Origin of the sequence: Thermopolyspora sp. NPDC052614, assembly GCF_040678635.1 — a bacterium.
In the GTDB taxonomy this organism is placed as follows: Bacteria; Actinomycetota; Actinomycetes; order Streptosporangiales; family Streptosporangiaceae; genus Thermopolyspora.
Genome location: NZ_JBFATZ010000022.1, coordinates 73224 through 89467 on the forward strand (window position 1 = coordinate 73224; position 16244 = coordinate 89467).

General features: G+C 68.8%; 15 protein-coding genes, 1 pseudogene and 1 riboswitch. Of the genes and pseudogenes, 5 read left to right on the forward strand and 11 right to left on the reverse strand.

Features of this window, described 5'->3' with window-relative positions; genetic code table 11:
* Positions 1-57: 57 nt before the first annotated feature.
* A complete protein-coding gene (locus AB0K60_RS32140) occupies positions 58-651 on the forward strand; it encodes a hypothetical protein (protein WP_364063735.1) in 594 nt (197 codons plus the stop codon).
* A gap of 345 nt (positions 652-996) precedes the next feature.
* Here the strand turns inward: AB0K60_RS32140 and AB0K60_RS32145 are convergent, their stop codons facing one another.
* Entirely contained in the window at positions 997-1221 is a 225-nt protein-coding gene (locus tag AB0K60_RS32145) for a hypothetical protein (protein WP_364063738.1), read from the reverse strand.
* 201 nt (positions 1222-1422) lie between these two features.
* Positions 1423-1519: riboswitch (TPP riboswitch) on the forward strand.
* On the opposite strand from AB0K60_RS32145, the gene tenA reads away from it, so the two are divergent.
* Positions 1509-2198, forward strand: coding sequence for a thiaminase II (tenA, locus tag AB0K60_RS32150; protein WP_364063740.1), 690 nt, complete (start codon positions 1509-1511; stop codon positions 2196-2198). It overlaps the preceding riboswitch by 11 nt.
* A 45-nt stretch (positions 2199-2243) precedes the next feature.
* On the opposite strand, the gene AB0K60_RS32155 is transcribed toward tenA, so the two are convergent.
* The 4 genes from AB0K60_RS32155 to AB0K60_RS32170 form a co-directional block, all read right to left on the reverse strand.
* A complete protein-coding gene (locus AB0K60_RS32155; protein ID WP_364063743.1) occupies positions 2244-2606 on the reverse strand; it encodes a nuclear transport factor 2 family protein in 363 nt (120 codons plus the stop codon).
* 72 nt (positions 2607-2678) lie between these two features.
* Entirely contained in the window at positions 2679-3146 is a 468-nt protein-coding gene (locus AB0K60_RS32160) for a DUF1772 domain-containing protein (RefSeq protein WP_364063745.1), read from the reverse strand.
* 326 nt (positions 3147-3472) lie between these two features.
* Positions 3473-4495 carry an alpha/beta hydrolase gene (locus tag AB0K60_RS32165; RefSeq protein ID WP_364063748.1) on the reverse strand — a complete coding sequence of 341 codons (1023 nt, stop codon included), beginning with the start codon at positions 4493-4495 and terminating at the stop codon, positions 3473-3475.
* A 467-nt stretch (positions 4496-4962) separates the two neighbouring features.
* The gene (locus AB0K60_RS32170; protein WP_364063750.1) at positions 4963-6303 is read right to left on the reverse strand and encodes a hypothetical protein; all 1341 of its coding nucleotides are present in this window, start codon (positions 6301-6303) and stop codon (positions 4963-4965) included.
* Between the two features lie 301 nt (positions 6304-6604).
* On the opposite strand from AB0K60_RS32170, the gene AB0K60_RS32175 reads away from it, so the two are divergent.
* Positions 6605-7114, forward strand: coding sequence for an ATP-binding protein (locus AB0K60_RS32175; protein ID WP_364063752.1), 510 nt, complete (start codon positions 6605-6607; stop codon positions 7112-7114).
* Between the two features lie 86 nt (positions 7115-7200).
* Here AB0K60_RS32175 and AB0K60_RS32180 read toward each other — a convergent pair whose 3' ends face one another.
* The 3 genes and pseudogenes from AB0K60_RS32180 to leuA all read right to left on the reverse strand — a co-directional run bounded on the left by AB0K60_RS32180 (position 7201) and on the right by leuA (position 11642).
* Positions 7201-7707: a hypothetical protein gene (locus AB0K60_RS32180; RefSeq protein ID WP_364063755.1), complete on the reverse strand. Its 507-nt coding sequence runs from the start codon at positions 7705-7707 to the stop codon at positions 7201-7203.
* Complete coding sequence (locus tag AB0K60_RS32185) at positions 7708-9519, reverse strand: alpha/beta hydrolase (RefSeq protein WP_364063757.1); 1812 nt, start codon at positions 9517-9519, stop codon at positions 7708-7710.
* Between the two features lie 442 nt (positions 9520-9961).
* Positions 9962-11642 (reverse strand): annotated as a pseudogene (leuA, locus tag AB0K60_RS32190) (2-isopropylmalate synthase).
* Positions 11643-11919: 277 nt separating this feature from the next.
* Here leuA and AB0K60_RS32195 point away from each other — a divergent pair.
* A complete protein-coding gene (locus AB0K60_RS32195; protein WP_364063759.1) occupies positions 11920-12624 on the forward strand; it encodes an FCD domain-containing protein in 705 nt (234 codons plus the stop codon).
* Positions 12625-12678: 54 nt separating this feature from the next.
* Here AB0K60_RS32195 and AB0K60_RS32200 read toward each other — a convergent pair whose 3' ends face one another.
* Together AB0K60_RS32200 and AB0K60_RS32205 are read right to left on the reverse strand one after the other, a co-directional pair.
* On the reverse strand, positions 12679-12897 hold the full coding sequence (locus tag AB0K60_RS32200) for a hypothetical protein (RefSeq protein ID WP_364063762.1): 219 nt from the start codon (positions 12895-12897) through the stop codon (positions 12679-12681).
* A 118-nt stretch (positions 12898-13015) separates the two neighbouring features.
* Positions 13016-13480, reverse strand: coding sequence for a hypothetical protein (locus tag AB0K60_RS32205; RefSeq protein WP_364063765.1), 465 nt, complete (start codon positions 13478-13480; stop codon positions 13016-13018).
* 482 nt (positions 13481-13962) lie between these two features.
* On the opposite strand from AB0K60_RS32205, the gene AB0K60_RS32210 reads away from it, so the two are divergent.
* The gene (locus tag AB0K60_RS32210) at positions 13963-14988 is read left to right on the forward strand and encodes a DUF4331 family protein (protein ID WP_364063768.1); all 1026 of its coding nucleotides are present in this window, start codon (positions 13963-13965) and stop codon (positions 14986-14988) included.
* Here AB0K60_RS32210 and AB0K60_RS32215 read toward each other — a convergent pair.
* Positions 14943-16142, reverse strand: coding sequence for an NAD(P)/FAD-dependent oxidoreductase (locus AB0K60_RS32215; RefSeq protein ID WP_364063771.1), 1200 nt, complete (start codon positions 16140-16142; stop codon positions 14943-14945). The genes AB0K60_RS32210 and AB0K60_RS32215 overlap by 46 nt on opposite strands.
* Positions 16143-16244: the final 102 nt, after the last annotated feature.

The window sequence follows — 16244 nt, forward strand, 5'->3', positions numbered from 1 at the left end:
GCAGATCAGCCCGTGATCCTGGGGGGCCTCCTGAACAGACGGAAGGTCAATCAGACTATGTTGGATGAGGTCGTCGCTCATTACACTGAGCTGCTGGACCACCTCGGCGAGGATATGGCGTACACGGTGACGATTCCCGACTCCGGGATCCTCGCCATCGATGAGGCCGTACGTCGGATGGGGTTCGGCACCGTCGAACTGCGAGGCCCTAGTGAGCCACACAGCGGTGCCGACCTTTCCCTGTACCAGGTTGGTGCGGGCATCGTCACCTTGAATTGGTCCTTCCCTCTGCCTGAACACAAGCAGGTGACCGACAGACTCGGCGGCGAAGGCTTTCGCCACTGGTATGTGGCCTTCGATATCAATGGCGGCACCACCATGTACGTCCGGTATGGGAACACCGAAGGGAACCTCGAACACCCCGAACCGCTCGACCTGCCCTTCACACCCTGGACGGACCTCCTCGGCCCTTTGGCCGGCTACGCCGACCTCCTCACGAGTGCATATGACAGCGAGGAGGGGGAGGCCACGGTGGACATCGTAGCGGCCTGCCTGACCGTGGTGGAACTGGAAAGCGGCATCCGACTCGATGAGGAATTGATGCACGGTCCACACTCAGTACTGCCGATGCCGACTCCGGAATTCGATTAGTTCCCTTGCCCCGCCGCTGCGAGCCGCTCACCGACGGCTGGAAGATACGCCGGCGGCGCGCGGTGGCCGAGCAGACCGCTTCGGCCTGGTTGGACTGGACCGCGACCAGATTCACTTCGATGGGCCAAGGCGGATTGTCGCCCCCGACCGCACCCTTACCGTCGAGGAGACCACGGCCGCCCGCGACGCCGCCGTCGCCCTGGCCACCACCCGCCTCGGAGCCACCCTCCGCGGCGCCTGACCCATCACGCGGGGCGGCCGACCCTCACCGGCCGGCCGCCCCGCGAGCGGCCGTACCCACCGCCAGACTGTCACCAGGCGACCATCGTCATTTCTCCTCGTCAGTCACGACGAGCAGGTGGGGCCGGGCACGCACTTCCCGCACGAAAGCACGCCCGACTGGACGAGACGCCCGGCCTCCCGCTGAACGGTCAGCCACGGAAGCCCTAGGCGTTCGGCGAGGCCACTGATCGAGTCCTCGGTGTCGGGATGCAGGAGCATCCAGGTGAGGAGTTTCACCTGCGACTCCGAACGGAAGATCGGGAGCAGCGGCGGCGGCATAACCTTCAAAAAACGAAGATTAACCTACACTTATTGAAGAATGCGAGTCTGGCCCGGCTGAAAGGCCAGGTCAGCGTGGCGAACGTGGTCCGGCCTTGGCAGGCGACGCGTCGGCTGCGACGTAACAAGCCGTCTTCGTGCGCGGGCTCTGGGCCGACCCTCGAACCTGGCGCCTGGTCGTGCCCCGGTCGGCGCGCCGCTGTTAGGGTGTGCTGTGACGCGGGGTGCCCGGCATGGCCGGGCTGAGATCAGACCCGTCGAACCTGAACTAGTTAGCACTAGCGGAGGGACGTCACGTGGGAGACGCGGCATTCTGCGACGAGGTGTGGGAACGCGCGGCCAAGCTGGTGCGCGCCATCCACGATCACCCGTTCAACACCGAGTTGGGGGCGGGCACGCTCGACCGCGACCGGTTCGCGTTCTACATCGTCCAGGACGCCCGCTACCTGGTGGCGTTCGCCAAGGCGCTGGCCACGGCGTCGGTGCGGGCGGCGAACCCCGAGGAGGCGGCGTTCTTCGCGCAGGGCGCGCACACGGCGCTGGTGGTGGAGCGGAGCCTGCACGCCGGGTACGTCGAGGAGTTCGGCCTGTCCGCCGAGGACATCGAGGGCATCGCGACCTCGCCGACGTGCCTGGGCTACTCGTCGTTCCTGCAGGCCACCGCGTTGGCCGAGCCGTACCCTGTGCTCGTGGCCGCGCTGCTGCCGTGTTTTTGGGTGTACCAGGACGTGGGCACGGCACTCCTGCAAAGCACCGCCCACATCGAAGATCATCCGTACCGCGCGTGGATCTCCACCTACTCCGACCCGGACTTCGCAGCGTCGGTCGAGCAGGTCAAGAGCATCGCCGACCGTCTCGCCGCGGCTGAAGGCGAGTCACGCGAGGCCATGACGGCGGCGTTCCTCCGGGCCACGGAGTACGAGTGGCTGTTCTGGGACAGCGCGTGGCGCAGGGAGACGTGGCCCACCGCCCGGTGGCTCACCTGACGACGCCTGCCCGCCGAAGCCGCCCGGTCCGCTAATCGTTCCCGTTCACTGCGTGACGGTCCTGGTGATCGAGTCGACGCGGCGGACCCGTCCGTCGGGGGCGAGCCGGGCGAACAGGCAGACCTCGATCCGCACCGTCTTGTCCTTTCTGACCAGGACGGTCATGGTGTAGCGGGCGGCGGCTCGGTCGCCGTCGAGCAGCGTGTCGTGGATCTCGATGTTCAGTTCGCGGACGTTCTTGCGGACCGGTCCGGCGTGGTCGATCAGCCGCTGGCGGTCGAGGGTGATGCCGTCGTTGTGGTATTCGATTTCGGGGGAGTAGTAGCGGTCCAGGATTGTGGCGGCATCCTCCTGGCTGAAGGCCAGCTCGTACGGCATCCGTGTCAGAAAGGCGTGGAAGTCGGGCATTAGATCACCTCAAATGTGCTCATACGGCCATGTCCTCGTGTTCGTTGGTCGCGGCAGTGCGACATGACGTCCTCAGCGAGGTGCGGGCCGTGCGACGACGGCGGCGATGACGATGAGCGCGAAGGCGGCCAGCGCGGTCAGGGTGCGCAGGGCGTGAAACAGCTCCCATCGCTGGAAGAGTTCGGCGTAGTCGGCCGGGGCCGAGTCGGCGGCCCATTCCCGGAACCGGGGGTGCAGCGGGACGTTGCCGAACAGGGTGATCAGCAGCGAGGTCAGCACCAGCGCGCCGGCGGCGAGCGACGGCAGGCGCGGGCGGCGGGCGATCGCCAGGCCGAAGGTGGTGAGGATGGCCAGCGCCATCGCACCCTGCATGATCGGTGCGTTGACGTTCATCAGCGTGGTGTGGAAGGTCAGGCGCACATCCGTCGGGACGGCCCGGAACGTGGGGACCACATTGGCCGCGCCGTACCCGAACGCGCCCGCGAGCAGCCCGGTGGCCAGCAGCGCCGCCCCCTGGATAGATCTGACTGGGAGTCTCATGACGCAATCGTCGTCCGGTCGGCGGTCTCGGGCGTCCCGCGCGGGGAGTGAGCTGTCGCTACCCCACCAGAAGCAGCGGCGGCCGGTCTACGCCGCCGGGAGTAGTCCGCGATACGGCCCCGGAGGGATGAGCGCCGATTCACGTCGTAGTGTGCGGGAACGCGGTTCGATCCGAGGGGGCCGCGGGAGCCTGCCCGACGCCGTGCTCGCCGTGCTCCTCGCGGCGGTGCTCGGCGTGGGCTCGCCGTCGGCGCGTCGTCGGCGCACCGCGCTGCGCCACGGCCGTGCGCTCGCCACAGGCCGGAATCCCCGGCGGCCCACCGCGTTCACTCGCCCGGCGCGTGTTTCCGGAGGAAGTCCCTCGCTACGGCTTGTGCCCGAGACCCTTCCGGACTCAGCCAGAAGCCCAGGTGATCCTCGTGTTCCATCCGGTATCGTTCCGCGCCGGGTATCCGCTGGGCCGCGAACTCGTGATGGTCGAAAGTCACATCACCGTCCTGCGTGCCGTGAATCAGCAGGGTCGGTGCCATGATCCGCTCCAGCGGCAGGCCGCCGCGCCGAGCCTGCGCCGCGTCGTTGTCCGTGCCCGGCCAGCGCCGCTGGTAGGGAAACGTGGTCGCGAACATCGCCTCGAAGAGCGCCCGCACGTGCGGGGTGTTCATGATGTACGCGACGCGCCTCGCCCGCTGTTCCTCGGTGAAGGTGCTGGTCTCGTCCAACGTCCCGGCGACCACGCTCTCGAATGAGAGCCTCGCCGTCAGCAGGGCGAGCTTCTGACCGACGACGTTCAGGAACGTTCTGCGCGCCGGCGAGCTCGTCTCACCGGGCTGCGGTTTGCTCACGCCGCCGATGGAGACCAGTCCCCAGATCCGGTCCGGATGACGTGCGGCGAAGGTGTAGGCGACGGGGGCTCCCGCCGAGACCGCAAGGACCCCGACCCGCTCGATGCCGAGTTCGTCCAGCAGCGCGGCGAGCAGGTCCGCCTGCTCCTCGTTGGTACGGCCGCTTTCCAGCGGCGTGCCGAGGTAGCCCGGCCGCGAGGGGCTAAGGATGCGGAACGAGTCCCCGCGCAGCCAGTCGGCGAACAGCCGTCCCTGATCGGCTCCGCCCAGCCCTGCGTGGACCGACAGCAGCACGGGGCCCTTCGCGCCGTACAGGTCGTACTCGATAGGACCGAGCCGGGTCACGGCCGTCCGCAGATCGATCCGCACCCCATCGAGGATCTCCCGGCGTGGATCGTCGTCGATGCCACCGTCCCAAACGAGAAGCCCCGCGAGCACCGCGACCGGTATCCCGACCAGCACGGCCAGCGTAATAGAAATGATCTTGACGATTCTTCGCTTCCACACGGTTCCTGCACCCCTTCGGCCGCCACTCGTACCCGAATCGTCATCCGGCCCGGCCGCTTCAGGCGTCCTGCAGAGGAAGGCTTCGTTCGTACGGCACCGGGATCACAATCTGGTGGGCTACTCCCGGGGAGGTAACTCCTGACGAGCTCTCCGGTCCCGCGAGGCCGCGCAGGCGGTCGCCGTCCGTTGCCCAAGGGCTTTGGGCACTGCCCGGCCCGTGGCCACCGACAGGCCGGGGAGCGGTGTCCGTGGCGGGCACGCGAGCTACTGGCGCTTGACTCGTATCGGTACAAACAGGAGGTGGCAGCCGGATTTCATGCGGGGAAACGATCTCGCAGGGTCAGGAAAAAGCTCAGCGGCTCCTCCTCGTCGTTGCCAGACGCATCGTCGATCGGCGAAGAAGGGCCAATTGATGGAGGGCTATTCCGACCGCCAAAGACGCTATTCTAGCTGGCCCTGAGTATTCCTTATGCCTTATCCGTCGGTCGTGCATAAGCTCCTGGCTCTGGAACTCGAATCGCCTTCAGGGCTTCGCGCCATTCGTTGGCAGCGGCGGATTTCTGGCCAATTAGAGCGGTAAACTGGTGGGCGCGTATCACCACGGGGAGAGCCGGAACGTCTCGACACTCGATTGCAATCGCTGCCAGGCGGCATGCCTCTTCGATCTCACCCGCCTTCGCCAACGCGCTGGCGTATGCGAGACGTGTCAAGGCTGGATCGGTTGTTGTGGTCGGTTCGAAGGCCGCCAGTGCGCGAGCTGCTGCCTCTCCTGCCCCCTCGACATCCCCAAGATCTGCACGCGCACGGGTCTCATAAAACGCCTGCTTTCTGGGCAGGAACGAAAAGATGCTTGGTGCGAGGCTCTCGGGAGCGCAACGTGCCAGAGTGTTTTGTGCCGCGTTGTTCGCCCGTTCGAATTCGCTGCGGTTATCAAGGACCGCATGTGCCATGGCGGCGAACCCCCACATCCAAGCAATAGAGGGGGTGGCTTTAGTCGCCTGTTCCAAGCGCGGTGTGACGTGTGCGAGGACGCTCAGCGGATCGTTGGAGTAGGTCGGGAAGTAGGCGCAGGCCGCGTAGGCGTGATCGGCGAAGTTACGATCTCCGGCCTCTTCGGCTGCCTGGAGGGAGGTTCTCCACCAGCGGCGGGCCAGTTCGGGCTGGTGGAGATAGAAAAGATGCTCGGCGACCGTGAAGGACATCCGCGCCGCGACCCGTGCCAGGCGTTGCTGAACAGCGGTGGGCTGATGAGCCTTCAGCAGCGCACGCACACCCGACAGATTTAGAAGGATCTCGCGTATGAAGCTTTCCGAAGACACCCGACCACCGGACAGACCGAGTTGCTCGGCCTCGGCCTCCAGCAAGGACAATCTGCCCTCGCTGATGGTGGTCGAGTGAAGTGCCTGTTCCAGCAGGTCGGGGCCTTGCGTGAGGCCGTCCAATAGGCCGGTGGTCATGGTCACCGCGCCGAGCTGGAATACCTGTCGCCGGTCCGTGGCGGCCTCCTCATTCTCGGAGGGCGTGGGGGAAACACTTGGTTCGTTCTTTCCAGGGTCGTACGGGGCGAGCAATTCGGCAACGGTGTGGCCGGGGAACATGCGCTCCAGCACCCGGCAGTGCTCGGAGGACGGCTTGGTCTTGACCTTGCCGGCGAGCCAGCGGGCGAACTGCTCGCGTCCCGGCGCGATGCCGATCAGCCGCGCGTCCAGCTTGCGCGCCACCTTGTCGTACTCCAGCCGGAACGCCCGGTGCGTCTGAAGGTGCCGCTTGGCCAGCAGCACCTTCAGCAGCGTCGTCTGTCCCGCCACCTCGCACACCCCACTCTCCGAACGCGGCCGATAACGCTAAGTGGTTCAGTGAGGTCAACCATAAGCGTCTTGGCCTGGTAAATCTCAGGTTTCTCAAGGAAGCCCGGCGTCGCCGCGCGGCGAGAGGTACTCAAGCCGCAGCGGTGGCATGGCGGCGACGTGCTCGGGTCCGTCTTGCCTTCCTAGCGTCGCGATCCGCATGCGAAATGTCACAGCGAGTGTTCCTGCTTCACGTCCGATGGCGAGAGCCAGGCCTGCGGACCTTCGCCCCTGCCCCCCGCAAGGAAAGGCACAGCCACATATGATCATCGCGCCGTACTTCCGCCCCCTGGACACCGCCGCCTTCACCCCGTCGAAAACGGCGGCAGGCGAGGCCAGACGATGGCTGGCCAAGGTCATCGACCGCCACCCGTGCCGCGACGACGCCCTGCTCCTCCTCTCCGAGGCGGTCACCAACGCGGCCGTCCACACCCGCTCCACGTCCATCGAGGTCGCCGTCCTGGCCGACGGCGGCGGCGAACTCCTCGTCAAGGTCACCGACGAAGGCTCGGACACCATCCCCACCGCGCCCTGTCACCCCGACGACGACCTGACCGAATCCGGCCGGGGCATCCGCCTGATCCGCGCCCTCTCCTCCCGCTGGGGCTTCCTCGAAGAGCCCCCACGCTGCACCCTCTGGTTCGTCCTCTCCCACGACCCCGAGCCCGGGACCTGCCCCGCCATCCCGCACCAAACGCCACCCCCGGCCGACTCGGCGGCAACCAAGACGCCGACCCCATCGACACCCGAGATCACCGCCAAGGCAGGATGAACGTTCGCTCACCACCCGCGCCATCGCTCACCGAGAGGGCATCCGTCCCTCGAGACCAACGGATCGATCGCCGCTCCCCTGGCTGATCACGGATGGGGAGTGGCGGTCGGATCTTCGCTCGCCGATACGCAGGGGGAAGTGACTCCCAGCATCAATGCACCCTCGCCCGTCCGGTCGAGCGCGAGCAGGAAGTCGTCCGGCCGCGATCGTCCCGCGATGTTGAAACCGTTCCTGGAGACCCCTTCGATCAGATGGCCTTGCTGCTGCCAGTGCTGCTGGACCTGCTCGGACACCTGCGAGTTCTGTTCACTCGGAATGTCTCGCAGGTAGTACGCCCGGCTGATCACCACGCGGCTGGAATCGTCGCCCGTGGCGTCCGGACAACTGCTCTCATTGAGGCTCGGACGGTAGAGCTCCAGGCGAGGCTTCGGGTTAAGCTCACTCGCTGTGGCCTGGATCAGCTGCTCGATCCGGGCGAGCGCTTGAGACTTGGTCATCGCAGGTTGGCTCACGTCGTCCGTCGAACCTCCTCCTGAGACGCTGCAGCCGGTGACGACGGCGATGACAGCGATGATGACGGTGATGCGGAACATTCATCCTCCGGCCGGAGAGGGCGAGGGCAGCGGAGAAGGGGAAGGCTTCCCGGTCGGCGTGGGGTGCGGTGAGACGTCGGGTGGGGGAGGCGTCGGGGTGGGAGAGGCCGGTGTGGGGAACGCCGAGGGGGATGGCTTGGCAGGAAAGATGAGGTCGCCGTATTGCCCATTGACGAGACGACCGAGATTACGCAGGGAGGCTGAGCCGAAGGGCCCCGGCCTTGTATCCCAGTAACTGGAGTGGGCCTTGAAAGTCCGAGCCGGGTCCCCCGTGTCCGGCACGAAGAATTGCTTGGCTCCGAACTCGCTGTTGCTGGGGTCGGGGCCAAGCGGACCTCCCCACTCGGGCAGCTTTGTGGTCCTGTCGAGGGTGCCGGTGAGGTTGAGGGGGAGCGAGCCGATGTCGCCGACCGGGTCGTTGGGGGCCTCGCCCACCCACACGGAATCGACGCCGAGGTCCTTGGCCCTGGCCGCGCCGACGCCGGGGCTGCCCACGAACACGACCTGGTCGGCGAAGGTCCTGGGGCGCGCCTGGGCGGCAAGGCCGGCCAGCGTCGAGCCGTAGCTGTGCCCGAGCACGGTCAGCCGGACGTTCGCGCCCGCCTGGTGGGCGGCGTGCAGCCCGTCGGTGAAACTCGCCAGCGCGGGGACGCCCGCCTTGGCGGCGTTCATGTTCACCACGGTCCGATCGATGCTCACCGTCTTGCCCCACTGCGGTGCGTCGTACCCCAGCCAGGCGATGGAGGCGATCTTCTTGCCCGGCTCGGCGAAGGCGTGGGCTTGATCCCACAGGACGGCGGCGCGTTTGGCGTCCCCGGTGAAGCCTTCCAACGTGGTGCCGGTGCCCGGGACGTAGGCGACCACGTTGTCCGCCTCGTCCGGATCGCCGTAGGAGATGGCGGTCTTGCCGTTCTCGCCGAGCCGCAAATCCAGCAGGAACGCCGCAGGACGGCCGTTTTGCCCGCCCAGGGCCAGCGCCCGGTCCACCGCCGCGATCTGCCGCATCGTCAGCTCCAGCTCCTCGATCTTGGCCTCGGCGTCGGCCGCCGAGGCGCGCAGCCGTGCCAGCTCCGCGCCGACCGCCTGCCGCCGCGCCTGAAGATGACTCCGGTTGGCCTGGTCCCGCACGGCCGAGGGTAACCCGTCGAGGCCGCCGATCAGCCCGGGCGCGGCGACGATCAGCCGTTGCCGGGCCTGCTCGTCCAACTGCCGCCACCATGCGTTCAACCGCGCCGCCAGCGTGGCGTCCTTGCCGGTCCCCTGCAGCCGGCGCAGCTCGTCCAATGCCTTGACGTCCCCGGAGGCCGCGGCGGCGGTCAGCCTGCCCACGCCCTCCGGGTCGGGCGCGTACCCGCCGAACAGGACGAACCCGGCCGACGCGCGTGACGCCGTCCCGACCGGATGCTCCTTTTGGATCACGGTGAGCCGCCGCCGCAGATCGGCGCTCTGCCGCCGAGCCCACTCCCCGATGTCGGCCACCCGCCGCCCCGGCGCGGCCACCACACACGCCGCGGTCAACTCCGCGGTCAGGCGCCCCCCGGCCTCCGGCAGCTCCCGCCCGGCCCGGTCCAGATCGGCGACCAGCCGCTGCATGGCCGCGACGTCCATCCCGGAAAAGGCCCCCGGCCACGCCGACACCACCCCCAGCGTGCTGCCCAGTCCCGGCACAGACGCCTGCCCACCCAGACGCCGAATCTGCTCGGCCATCGCCTGGATGGCCGCGTTGAACGCCTGCTGCAGCCCATTGCGCCGGTCCCTGAGGGCCGAGGCGAATGTCGGAGCGCCTCCGCCGACCCACGCGTTCGCCGCCATGCACCGCACACACGAATCCAACGCGTACACATGCTCTTCCGCCAGCCGGACGACCCGCGCTAACCCGGCCTCCAACTCCGTGGTTGCACCAGTGGCCACAGCCCCCTAGCCTCCCACCCCAACCTGGCCGTATGGGCGCATATCCGATAAAGGGGCATAGGAAGCTAGGATTTGGTCAGGCAGCATTATTTCGGCATGCAGTCGTCCGGTGATTTGGCTTGATCGAATTTCTGCCGAATACGATTGGCCCGGTCTGTAGGTAATCCCGTTCGAAGACCGTGTGGTGACGTTCGCGCTCTTCCTGCCGCTCCTGTTCACGCACCTCACGGGCTGATCCGCGCGGTCGGCGTCCGTGGTTTCGGGGTGGCCTTTTCGCGTACGGCGGTCGGGTTGTCGGAGTGCGCGGCCGCCGGATCGAGGAATCCGGCGGCCGCAGTGAGGGTCAGCCTTCGGCTAGTGCCCGGTTCAGGGCGGACAGCACCGCGTCCACCGCTGCGGTGGACGGCGGGGAGGCCAGTCCTGCGCCCCACGCGGACGTGTCCGCGACGCGGCATTCGGCGTAGGCCGCCGTCAGGGCGTCATCGTCTTGGCCGGTGGGGTGCTCGGCGTACTTGGTGATCTCGATGTCGAAGCCGAGTCCGCGCAGCGCCGCGGCGATGGCGGCGGCCGGTGTGGCGCCCGTGCCCGACGCCGGGGTTCGGCGGCCGGAGACGGCGAGTTCGCCGGTGAACGCGAAGCCGTCGGGCGAGCGGTCCACCTGGCGGTGCAGCGACCGGATGGGGCCGGTCGCGCCGAGGTACGCCTCGGTGAACAGTTCTCGCAGGCGCTTGGCGGTGATCTCCTCGCCGCTGCGGTCGGCGTCTTGTTGGACGATCCGGGAGAAGTCGATGCGCAGCCCCCGGGGCAGGTCGAGGCCGTGCTCGGTCTGCATGACGTAGGCGATCCCGCCCTTGCCGGACTGGCTGTTGACGCGGATCACGGCCTCGTAGTCGCGGCCCACGTCGGCCGGGTCGAATCGGCAGGTACGGCACGGCCCAGGGGGCCTGCCGCGGAGGCAGGCCCGCGGCGGCGGCCTGCCGTATGTGGTGGGCGAGTCCCTTGCTGATCGCGTCCTGGTGGGTGCCGGAGAAGGCCGTGTAGACCAGGTCGCCGGCATAGGGGTGGCGGACGTGCACCGGGAGGCGGTTGCAGTGCTCGACGACCCGGCGGATTTCGTCGATGTCGGAGAAGTCGATCTCGGGATCGACGCCCTGGGCGTGCAGGTTGAGCGCGAGCGTGGCCAGGTCGACGTTGCCGGTGCGCTCGCCGTTGCCGAACAGGCAGCCCTCCACGCGCTGCGCCCCGGCGAGCAGGGCGAGTTCGGCGCAGGCGACGCCGGTGCCGCGGTCGTTGTGCGGATGCACCGACAGGATCACGCCGTCGCGCCGGGCGAGGTGGCGGTGCATGTACTCGATCTGGTCGGCGTACACGTTGGGGGTCGCGGCCTCGACCGTCGCCGGCAGGTTGTGGATCACCGGGCGGTCGGGGCAGGCGTCCCACAGGTCCGACAGCGCGTCGCACACCTCCAGCACGTAGTCGGGCTCGGTGAGGTTGAACACCTCGGGCGAGAACTGGAAGCGCAGGCCGGGCCGCCCGTCCGCCAGGCGCGCCACGTGCTCGGCCGACGAGACGATCAGTTCGCGGAGCTCGGCGCGGTCGCAGCCGAGCACGACCTCGCGCCAGACCGGCGCGGTGGCGACGTACATGTGCACGACCGCGCGGGGCAGGCCCTCGATCGAGGCGAACGTCCGCTCGATCAGCTCTGGCCTGGCGGGCGTGAAGACGACGGGGGTGACGTCATCGGGCACCAGATCCTCGGTGGCGAGCAGCCGGATGAAGTCGAAGTCGGTCTGGCTGGCCGACGGGTAGCCGACCTCGATTTCCTTGAACCCCATCGCCAGGAACAGCTCGAACATCAGGCGCTTGCGTCCGGGATCCATGGGCTCGGCGAGGGCCTGGTTGCCGTCGCGCAGGTCGACCGGCACCCACAGCGGCGCCTCGGTGATCCTTCGTGCGGGCCAGTCGCGCACGGTCTCAGGTACGGCGACGCGCTTGTGGACCGGCCGGTAACGGTGGTACGGCATGACGCTGGCGCGCTGCGGGTTCCAGTGCGGCCGGGAGGCGGGCACCGGGCCGTCGGGGGTGCGCAGCGTCGGGAAGGCGGTGGGCATCGTTGGCCCCTTCTCTTCGTGGTCTCGTCGGGAGGTCGACGATCGGCGGCACGGAACCCCGCGGCGGGGTGCCGATCGGTCAGGCCCCGCCGCGGCGGCCGAGAAGAAGACCACGAAGCGTCATGGGCGGTATGATGGCACAATCCAACTCCTCAGACAACCTGAGAGGTTCAGAATGACGCTCGGCCCGTTGATTCGCAGTCCGCTCGTCGAACAGGCGACGCGACGGCTGCGCGAGGAGATCGGCGCCGGCCGCTGGCCGGTGGGCGGCAAGATCCCGAGCGAGACCGCCCTGGCCAAGGAACTGGGCGTGGGCCGCTCCACCGTCCGCGAGGCCGTGCGCGCGCTCACCGGGGCGGGCCTGCTCGCGGCACGCCAGGGCGCCGGCGTGTACGTGATCGCCACCGAGCCGGAGGAGGACTGGCCCACCCGCCTGCGCCACGCCGCCGTGGTCGACCTCTACGAGATACGCGAGATGATCGAGGTGCGGGCCGCCCGACTGGCGGCCGAACGCCGTACCGAGGCGGACCTCGCGGCCATGGACGAGGCCCTGGCCGTACGACGCCGGGCCGCCGTGGCGGCGGATGACGCGGCCTTCGTGGACGCCGACATCGCGCTGCACGCCGCCGTGCTCGCCGCCACGCACAACCCGCTACTGACCGCGCTGTTCGCCGACTTCGTCCCGGTGCTCCGGCGCGGCCTCGTCGATGTGATCGCCCTGGCCGACCTGCGCGCTCACGACCCCACCCTGGGCGACCGCGCCCACACCGCCCTCGTGGCCGCGATCCGCGCCGGCGAACCGGACGAGGCCGGTCGCATCATCGAGCGGGAGCTACGCGACACCCTGCGCCTGCTGAACGGACGATCGGCCGCGCGCGGCGACACCGGCGGCTGACCTGGCCGCGGAGGACGACCGGCTCCGCCGTTGCGGCCCTCGCGTCGCCGGTGGTCAGCACAGGGCCGGTGCCAGCGACACCGGGGCGTCCCAGTCGATGACGCAGCGCTGCTCTGTGGCGAGGGTCTTGTCCGGGTTCATGACGCTTTTCACCGCTAGCGGCATGAGCAGCGGCATCAGCATCCTGGCCATCGGGCCGGGGGTCTTGGTGTGGTTGATCCGGGCGGCGCGGTCGCGGCGCAGGCGTTCGTACGCGGCGAACGCGTCGCCCACGCGCGGTCCAGGTTCTCCGCTGCCTGAGCGAGCAGATGGTTCCATCCTTGGGCGGTTCGGCGGTCGGCAAACCGGACCCTCCAGGGGTTGGGGCGCGGTACCTCGTCTCCACGGCCCGTCATTCGGACGCTTCCACAGGACGTGGGACCTCGGGCCCGTCGCCGGTGAACGGACCCTGGAGTTCGCGGGCGAGCTCGGGGTCACTCCACACGACCGCGGTTGAACGCCAGGAGGTCAGCGCGCGGCTGAAGGGAAGCAACTCGCCGGTGTCCGCCCCCGCGATCAGATGCCGTAGAAGATCGCGGACGCATTCCTGTCGCTCGGTCTCGGGAAGCCAGGTCGTCCATGGCAGCTCCTCGGCGAGTACTTCTTCGGCGAGAGCGCGATTGCGGCGGGCAAGGATGGCGAGCGCACGGGCTGCGATGCGTACACCGGTCACCCCGGCCTCGAAGCGTTCGGCACGCATCAGGATGAGGTTCTCCTCATCGCGCCGCTCAAGGATCACATCAGCATCGTCCAGGGAAGGGAGCACCTGGGAAGGGCTGCGTAGGAACGAACTGTAAGAGAAGGTCTTTGTCGTCACATCGACATCCTATCTGAACTACTTCAGATGTGCAGCTCAGGGCGTAGATCCGCAGGCGTGCGCGGAGCCAGGCCAAGGCCGCCCGGCGGCAGGGCAACGAGCCACGAGACCGGACTTTTCGTGCGCCGCTGGCCAGGGCGGTCATTTCGCTGGTGCGCCCGCGATCCCAGCGGAAACAATCGGACTACGAGTCCGTTCCAGCGCTGTCAGCGGCCCCCGGCGACGCCGTGCCCGGTGCGGCGGACGGGCGGACGAATGTGCGGCTTCGGGTATGTCGGCGGTCGTGATCCGGGTCAAGGCCAACTCATCTTGTGGTTATGACGGGATAGATCGTGGCGCAGGGATTCGGGGAGCGGGTAGGGGAGGGCTCGGACCGCAGGTTGCGCGGCAGCCGATCACACTTCCGGTTCAGTTATCAGTTCGGTGTTGTCCGCGTGGCCGGGAAGAGAGATCTTGTCATGTCCCATCATCTCGATACTCCGTTGGCGAGCCAGAGCGGCAACCTCTTCATCGACGATCTGTACGTGTTCCAGGGCGAGCGCAGCACGGTGTTCGTCATGGACGTCAACTCCGACATCACCGGCGTTCGTGCCGAGCCGGGCTTCCACCCGGAGGCGCGCTACGAGTTCAAGGTGCACTTCGGCGGAGCCGACCTGGAGGAGTTGACGTACCGGGTGGAGTTCGGCGAGGCGGACTCCGGTGGGCGGCAGGCCCTGCGGCTGCGCGCTCTTGAGGGGGAGGAGGCGCGGGAGGACGCCGCGGACGGCCGGGTCGTGCTGGAGGGCCGGACGGGCGAGTCGGTCGGCGGGGACGGCGTCCGGCTCTGGGCCGGGCGCATCGCCGACTCGTTCTACATCGACTTGTCGTTGCTTGCCGTCGTGAACTCGGCCATCGCGAAGCGGACCGCGGTGGACCTGCCGGAGTGGCATCCGGAGAACGCGCGGAACAGCTTCGCCGGCAAGACCGTCGAGTCGATCGTGCTGGAGGTCTCCCATCAGCATGAGAGGCTGCGGCCCGGGGCGCGGATCGGAGTGTGGTGCGCCACCAAACTGGCCACGGACGCCGGTGGGCGGCGTCAGATCAACCGGGCCGGGCATCCCATGATGTGGCCGATCTTCTGGCCCGATGACACCGACTTTTCCGATCCTTCCAATTCGCGGCACCCGTCGCAGGACCTGGCGGCCGATGGCGAGCACATCGCCGGGCGCGTCGCCGCCGTCGCGGCCGCGAGCAGGACATCGGACGACCCTCAAGGGTACGGCCAGGCCGTCGCTCATGAGCTGTTCCCCGACGTCCTGCCCTACGTCGTGGGCACCCCCGCGACGTTCGGCTTCGCGACCCGCAACGGCCGTACGCTGGCCGACAACGCGCCCGAGGCGATGCTGTCCCTCGTCGCCGGTACCGCCGTACCCTCGGGGCTCAAGCCGGACGTGGCCGCCCACCTGCGGGGTGCCGGCTTTCCCTATGTCAAGCCGGTCGACACCGGGGCGTCCCAGTCGATCACGTAACGCTGCTCGGGGCCGAGGGTCTTCTCCGGGTTCATGACGGTTTTCAGCATGAGGGGCATCAGCAGCGGCATCATCGCCCTGGCCACCGCTCCGGGGGCCTTGGCGCGGTTGATCCGTGCCGCGCGGGCGGCGATCCGCTCGACGCGGTCGCGGCGCAGGCGCTCGTACTCGGCGTACGCGGAGGAGACGTCGGGCAGGTCGCGTAGGCAGCGAGCCAGTTGCACCGCGCTCTCCAGCGCCAGCGACGCGCCCTGACCGGAGCTGTTGGAGGGGGCGTGCGCCGCGTCGCCGACCAGCACCATGCGGCCGCGATGCCAGTGCCGCAGGCGCGGCATGATGTGCAGCGATCCCACGGCCTGCACCTCGTCGGCGTCGCTCGTCAGCATCAGGTCGCGGCCGGGGTCGTCGTCGGCGAACGCGGCGCGCAGCCGGCGCATCCAGTCGGCGGGCGGTACCGAGCGGGCTTCGGTGAGGGTCATCGGCCGCTCCTGCGGCAGGTTGACGCCCCACCGGGTGCCGCCGCCCGGCTCGGGCCAGTAGAGGTAGTAGGCGTTCTTGCCGAAGGCGAAGGTCATCGTGCCGGGCGGGACGTCGACGCGATGGCGTGCCACCGCCTCGAAGCCGAGGAGCCCGGTGAAGTGCGGGCCGGCCGCGCCGGGGTCGATGAGCGTGCGTACGGTCGAGTGGATGCCGTCGGCGCCGACGAGGATGTCGGCCGAGGCGGTGCCGCCGTCGGCGAACGTCGCGGTGACGCCCGCCGCGGTCTCCCGCGCGTCGACCAGGCGCCTGCCGTACTCGACGGTGACGCCCGCGGCGACGGCCCGGTCGTGCAGCGCCCGGTAGAGGTCGCTGCGGTGGATCACCTGCAGCGGAGGCGCGTCGGGGAGGGTGGGCAGGTCGATGCGCCTGCGCCCGACGGCCATGACCGTACGCGTGATCGGCGTGGCGAGCGCGGGCACCGGCCCGTCGGCGTCGAGGACGCGCAGGGCGGCGAGGCCGTTGGGCGCGAGGGCGAGCGTGCCGCCGATTCCGTCAGCCGTGCTCGGGTGCGCCTCGTACACGGTGGCCTCGATACCCGCCTTGCGCAGGGCCATCGCCGTCGCGGGCCCGGCGATGCCGCCGCCGACGACGATCGCGGTTCTGATCGCGGTCATGATTCTTCTCCCTGGTGTCGGTTCTCGTGCGTGCGAACCGGCCTGGGAGGAACCCGGCTATTCTCGTGGTTGCCGCCTCGGGCCGAGCGCCTTCCCAGGTGT